This is a genomic window from Longimicrobium sp., assembly GCF_036554565.1.
Classification (GTDB): domain Bacteria; phylum Gemmatimonadota; class Gemmatimonadetes; order Longimicrobiales; family Longimicrobiaceae; genus Longimicrobium.
Window position 1 is genome coordinate 1 of record NZ_DATBNB010000274.1, and the last position, 5985, is coordinate 5985.

Consider the following 5985-nt stretch of genomic DNA (forward strand, 5'->3'; position numbering starts at 1 on the left):
TTGTTGGTCGCCGCCAACACGCGCACGTCCACCTGGATGGGCTTGGCGCCACCCACCCGCGTGACGATGCCCTCCTGCAGCGCGCGCAGCACCTTGGCCTGCGCCTGCAGCGACATGTCGCCGATCTCGTCCAGGAACAGCGTGCCGCCGTCGGCCAGTTCGAACTTGCCGGCGCGGTCCTCGTGCGCGCCGGTGAACGAGCCCTTCATGTGGCCGAACAGCTCCGACTCGATCAGCTCGGACGGGATCGCGGCGCAGTTCACCTCGATGAACGCCTTGTCGGCGCGGGGGCTCAGCCGGTGGATGGCGCGCGCCACGAGCTCCTTGCCCGTGCCGTTCTCGCCCGTCACCAGCACGCGCGCGTCCGTGGGCGCCACCTTTTCCACCCGGTCCAGCACCTGCCGCAGCGAAAAGCTGCGCCCCACGATCTGGTGGCGGCTTTCGATCTCCCCGCGAAGCCGCGCGTTCTCCTGCACCAGCCCCTGCTGCTGAAGCGCATTGCGGAGCACCAGCAGCAGGCGGTCGGTGTCCAGCGGCTTTTCCAGGAAGTCGAAGGCGCCGCGGCGGGTGGCCTCGACGGCGGTGTCGATGGTCCCGTGGCCGCTGATCATGATGACCACGGCCGCGGGGTCGTGCTCGCGGATCTTGGTCAGCGCCTCCAGGCCATCCATCCGCGCCATCTTCACGTCCAGGAAGGTGACGTCGGGCTGGAAGTCCTGGTAGATGCCGATGGCCTCCGCGCCGCCCCCCGCGGACCGCACCTCGTGGTCCTCGTACTCGAAGAGCTGGTGCAGGACGCGCCGGATGCCTTCTTCGTCGTCGACGACCAGAATGCGTGCCATGCGAATCGATCTGTAGTCGGTGTGATCCTGCTCGATGCGAAGCGCTAGCGCGCCAGGACCAGCTCGCCGTTCTCCACCCGCGCCGAGCCCACGCCCGGCGGAAGCTGGAACGCCACCTCGTCCTCGCCCAGCCCGGGCTCGTCCAGCCCCCGCACGCGGTCGACCACCTGGTTCAGCCGGTCGCGTGGGATGGGGATGCGCGCGAACGAGGCGGAGCTCACCTTCAGCGCGGCGCGGCCGGGCGCCAGGGTGCGCAGCGTGCCGTTCACCGCCACGTCGGCCGTGTCGGGCAGGTACGCCATCGCGCGGCCGACCTCTTTCGCGGGCAGGCGATCCTTGGGAAATCGGCCCGCTACCTGAACGGCATCGCCCGCGAACGTCACCGCAGGCAGTTCGATGTCGGAGGCGAAGCGTCCGGCCATGCGATAGCGCAGGTAGCTGGTGAACTCCACGCCGCTCAGGTGCACCGTGTCGCCGTCCTGCCGCAGCCGCTTCAGCTTCTCCTCGGCGGCGACGGCGGCCTCTTCCGAGACGGCCATCGGCACGGGCGGGCGATTCCACGGGCCGGGAATCAGGCCGCGGAAGAACCACGCTCCGCCGGCCAGCAGGGCCAGGAACACCAGCAGGAACAGCTTCCCCGCAACACCTCGACGCGCCATCCGGTCTCCCCCGTTCGGTCCGTGATCTCCGGTCGTGTTCAGCTACCCGCCCGCGGCGCCTGCGGTTCCGCGCTGGCAATCCGTGCCACGGCCGCGGCCGCGCGATCCACCTCGACCTCCGTGGTCGCCCAGCCGACCGAGAAGCGCACGGCCCCGATCGCCCCCGTGCCGATGGCGTCGTGCTGCTCGGGCGAGCAGTGGAGCCCCGCGCGCACCAGGACGCCGAAGTCGCGGTCCAGCCGCCGCGCGAGATCCGCCGCGTCTACCCCCGCAAGGTTCATCGTCACGATGCCCACGCCGTCCTCGGCCGGCGGACTGAGCAGCGACACGCCTGGGATCAGGTCCAGCGCATCCCACAGCCGCAGCTTGAGTTCGATCTCCCGCGCGTGGACGGCGGCGATCCCCCGCTCCGCCAGCCACTCCACGCCCGCCAGCAGCCCGGCGATCCCCGGCCCGTTCTGCGACCCGGCTTCGAGCCGATCCGGGAACAGCGCGGGCATGTCGGGCGCGTCGGAATCGCCGCCGGTGCCGCCCATGAACACGGGGGGCAGATCGATCCCGTCGCGAACCCACAATCCACCCGTCCCCTGCGGCCCCAGCAGCCCCTTGTGCCCTGTGAACGCCAGCAGGTCGATGCCCATGGCCTGCACGTCGATCGGCAGGTGGCCGGCGGACTGCGCCGCATCCACCAGCACCAGCGCGCCGGCCGCGTGCGCCCTCGCCGCGAGTTCCGCGACGGGTAACGCTGTGCCGAGGACATTGGTCGCGTGGGGGATAACCAGCAGCCTCGCGCCCAGCAGCGCACGCTCCGCCTCGTCCAAGGCGATTGAGCCGTCCGTCTGGCCAGCGAGCACCGTCTCGTGCACGCCACGTCCCGCCAGCGCGCGCACGGGGCGGCGCACCGCGTTGTGGTCGTACGCGGTGCGCACCACGCGATCGCCCGGGCGCAGCAGGCCCAGGATGGCGACGTTCAGCGCGTGCGTGGCATTCAGGTGAAAGGTCAGCCGGCCAGGATCGCCCGGCGCGTTGAAGAGGGCGGCCAGCGCGCGGCGGCAGCGGAAGACGATCCGCCCGGCCTCCACGGCCCGCCGGTGCCCCGCCCTTCCCGGCGTGGCGCCGATGCCGCGCAGGTAGTCGGCGACGGCATCGATCACCGGCTCCGGTCGCACGGCGGAGGTCGCAGCGTAGTCCAGGTAGACGGCGCCGGCGTCCATCAGCCGATCGCGTCCGGATCGGCGTCGATCTCCAGGTCCAGCGCCACGTAGCGGAAGCCCACCTGCTTGACGGCGGCCGCGATTTGCGCGCCCTCGTCGCCCAGCAGCCGCTCCCACCCGTCGCCGGGAACGCGCACGGCGGCGATCTCCCGCTCGTGTCCCTCCACCGATACCTCGGCGCCGCCGACGCCGTGCTCCACCAACACGCGGACGGCCTGCGCGACCCGCGGATCGTCGCTCATGCGAACGCCCCCAGCTGCACCAGCTGCCCGCCCGCCAGCCCCTCGTTCAGGGAGCCGCGGCGGTAGCCCTGCAGGTCGATCAGCACGCGCTCGAAGCCGGCGCCGCGCACGGCATGAGCGATGTCGCTCCGATGAGCGGCGACGCGGTCGATCTCGGACGGGTGAACTTCCAGCCGCGCGATCGTGCCGTGATGCCGGACGCGGAAGTCGCGGAACCCCATCGCCCGCAGCCCGATCTCCGCCTGTTCGATCTGCCGCAGGCGCTCGGGAGTGACGGACAGGCCGTAGGGAATGCGCGAAGCCAGGCACGGCGCGGCCGGCTGGTCCCACGTGGGCAGCCCCAGCTCGCGCGACCAGGCGCGGATCTCGTCCTTGGTGAGCCCCGCCTCCAGCAGCGGCGAGCGCACCGCGTTCTCCTCTGCCGCCACCGCTCCGGGGCGATGGTCGCCCACGTCGTCGGCGTTGGAGCCGTCCAGCACCGCGGCGAAGCCCCGCTCGGCCGCCAGGTCCGCCAGCCGCGTCCACAGCTCCGACTTGCAGAAGTAGCAGCGGTTGCTGGGGTTGGCCGCGTAGCGCGGATCATCCATCTCCCGCGTTTCCAGCTCCAGCCAGGGAATGCCGAAGCGCGCGGCGACCTCGCGCGCGGTGTCCTCCATCCACGACGCGATGCTGTCGCTCTTTCCCGTGACCGCCAGCACGTGTTGCGGCCCCAGCACGTCTACGGCGATGCGCGCCAGGAACACCGAATCCACCCCGCCGCTGTAGCCCACGACGACGGAGCCGCAGTCGCGGAGGATGGACGAAAGGCGGTGACGCTTGTGCTCGGGTACCATCGGCAAGGACTCGGGCCAGGAACGAACAAGGGCGCGCGGAAGATAGGCGCGCCCTCCGGTACCCCGCCAGCGCACGGCGGTCGCTCAGGGACGTGCGGAAGGCGCCGCGCGGCTGGACGCCTGCGGGTGCGCGCGGCCGCGGCGGGCGCGCCCCATCAACTCGAAGACGACCACGGGGACGGCCAACGGAATGGCGGCGAACAGGGCGATGTCGGCGATGTTCCCGGGGGGCAGCCAGTACTCGCCCCAGCGGAACGACAGGTAATCGGTGACGCCCCAGTGGATCACCCGCTCACCCAGGTTGCCCACCATCCCGCCGCAGATCAACCCCACGAACAGCCACGCCCAGCGCTGGTGGCCACGGGCCAGGCGATGGGCACGGCCAACGATCTGCACCAGCACCAGCACGGCGAGCAGCGCCGACACTACGGCCAGCACCTTGCGCCCGGCCAGCGGCAGGTTTTCCCACAACCCCAGGATCATGTAGGGATTGCGCACGTGCCAGAACGCCACACGCCCGGGCACCACCTCGCGAAAGCCTTCGAGCGGGATGGTCGACGCGATCGCGAACTTGGTGGCCCAGTCCACCAGGGCTACGGCGCACGCCAGGATGAACGCGGGGCGCCAGCCGTGCATTGGCAGTTGGTCAGACGCGCGGCGGCCGCGGCTGGCGCCGGGACGGTGCACGGTCCGTCGCTCGCCCATCAGGCGGAGCACGATGTGCTGAAGGCGTGTCGGGGCTTCGCTCACGGGGGCTCCGGAGGGCGTGTCGATTGGCCTGCGCACCCCTTTTACAAGATGCGGGCCGCACGCGGTTCCGCGCGCGCCTTGACCGGCTTGCCGCCCACGCCCGACATTGTGTGCCCTTGCGCGAACCTGGACCCGAAGGAGCTTACGTGCCCGCCGCGAACCTGTACGAAGAACTGAAGTCGAGGGGGCTGCTCTTCGACGCCACCGAGGGCGCGCGCGCCGCGACCGAGTCGGAGAAGCTGACGGCGTACATCGGCTTCGACCCCACCGCGGCCAGCCTGCACGTGGGATCGCTGCTGCCCGTGATGGCGCTCGTTCACCTTCAGCGGCACGGCCACACGCCCATCGCCATCGTGGGCGGCGGCACCGGGATGATCGGCGACCCCAGCGGCAAGACGGCCGAGCGCAAGCTACAGACGCGCGAGCAGGTGGCAGAGAACATGGCCGGGCTCCGAGGCCAGTTGGAGCGGTTCCTGGACTTCACCGGTCCCAGCGCCGCCCGCGTGATCGACAATGGAGACTGGCTCACGTCCATCTCCTTCGTCGACTTCCTGCGCGACGTCGGCAAGCACTTCACCATCAACTACATGACGGCGAAGGAGTCGGTGAAGCGGCGGCTGGAGCAGGAGGAGGGCCTTTCGTACACCGAGTTCAGCTACATGCTGCTGCAGTCGTACGATTACCTGGTGCTGAACGAGCGCGAGGGATGCCTGCTGCAGTTGGGCGGCAGCGACCAGTGGGGGAACATCACCGCGGGAATCGAGCTGATCCGCCGTGTGCGTGGCGTTCGGGCGCACGGGATGGTGATGCCGCTGGTGACCACGTCGGCCGGCGTGAAGTTCGGCAAAACCGAGGCGGGCACCATCTGGCTGGACGCGAGCCTCACCTCGCCCTACCGCTTCTACCAGTTCTGGCTGAACACCGACGACCAGGACGTCGAGAAGTACCTGAAGTACTTCACCCTGCTGCCAGTGGAGGAGATCGACGCCGCGGTGCAGGCGCACACGGCCGAGCCGCACCGCCGAACCGCGCAGCGCCTGCTCGCGGCGGAGGTGACGCGCACGGTGCACGGCGCGGACGAGCTGGCCCGGGCCGAGCGGGCCTCGGCGCTGCTGTTCGGCGGCGGCAGCGTGCAGGGGCTGAGCGCGGCCGAGATCGGCGAGGTGCTGAACGAGGTGCCCTCGAGCGACGCGCCCGCGGGCCTCGCCGACGGCGTGCTCCTGTCGGACATGGTGATGCAGGCCGGCTTCGCCTCTTCGCGCGCGGAGGCCCGGCGGCTGATCGCGGGCGGCGGCCTGTACCTGAACGACACGGCGCGCGCGGCGGACGACCGGGTCACGCGCGAGGATGCCATCGAGGGCCAGGTGATCGTCCTCCGCAAGGGCAAGCGCAGCTATCACGTGATCCGCTGCAATCCCGCGTAGACCACGGTTCCAAGACGGAAT

At 70.8% G+C, this 5985-nt stretch carries 7 protein-coding genes; 1 reads left to right on the top strand and 6 read right to left on the bottom strand.

Annotated elements, in window-relative coordinates:
* The 6 genes from VIB55_RS07385 to VIB55_RS07410 form a co-directional block, all read right to left on the bottom strand.
* Positions 1-842: sigma-54 dependent transcriptional regulator (locus VIB55_RS07385; RefSeq protein WP_331876028.1), on the bottom strand; the 842-nt coding region annotated here is incomplete at its 3' end.
* 44 nt (positions 843-886) lie between these two features.
* Positions 887-1501: a hypothetical protein gene (locus tag VIB55_RS07390; protein ID WP_331876029.1), complete on the bottom strand. Its 615-nt coding sequence runs from the start codon at positions 1499-1501 to the stop codon at positions 887-889.
* A gap of 38 nt (positions 1502-1539) precedes the next feature.
* Positions 1540-2715 carry an aminotransferase class V-fold PLP-dependent enzyme gene (locus tag VIB55_RS07395; RefSeq protein WP_331876030.1) on the bottom strand — a complete coding sequence of 392 codons (1176 nt, stop codon included), beginning with the start codon at positions 2713-2715 and terminating at the stop codon, positions 1540-1542.
* Positions 2715-2957, bottom strand: coding sequence for a hypothetical protein (locus tag VIB55_RS07400; RefSeq protein ID WP_331876031.1), 243 nt, complete (start codon positions 2955-2957; stop codon positions 2715-2717). Before VIB55_RS07400 ends, VIB55_RS07395 begins: the two co-directional genes overlap by 1 nt.
* Entirely contained in the window at positions 2954-3790 is an 837-nt protein-coding gene (gene larE, locus VIB55_RS07405) for an ATP-dependent sacrificial sulfur transferase LarE (protein WP_331876032.1), read from the bottom strand. Before larE ends, VIB55_RS07400 begins: the two co-directional genes overlap by 4 nt.
* An 84-nt stretch (positions 3791-3874) precedes the next feature.
* A complete protein-coding gene (locus VIB55_RS07410; RefSeq protein WP_331876034.1) occupies positions 3875-4540 on the bottom strand; it encodes a signal peptidase II in 666 nt (221 codons plus the stop codon).
* A 146-nt stretch (positions 4541-4686) separates the two neighbouring features.
* Here VIB55_RS07410 and tyrS point away from each other — a divergent pair, with 146 nt between their 5' ends.
* Positions 4687-5964 carry a tyrosine--tRNA ligase gene (gene tyrS, locus VIB55_RS07415; RefSeq protein ID WP_331876035.1) on the top strand — a complete coding sequence of 426 codons (1278 nt, stop codon included), beginning with the start codon at positions 4687-4689 and terminating at the stop codon, positions 5962-5964.
* The last annotated feature ends 21 nt before the right edge of the window (positions 5965-5985 follow it).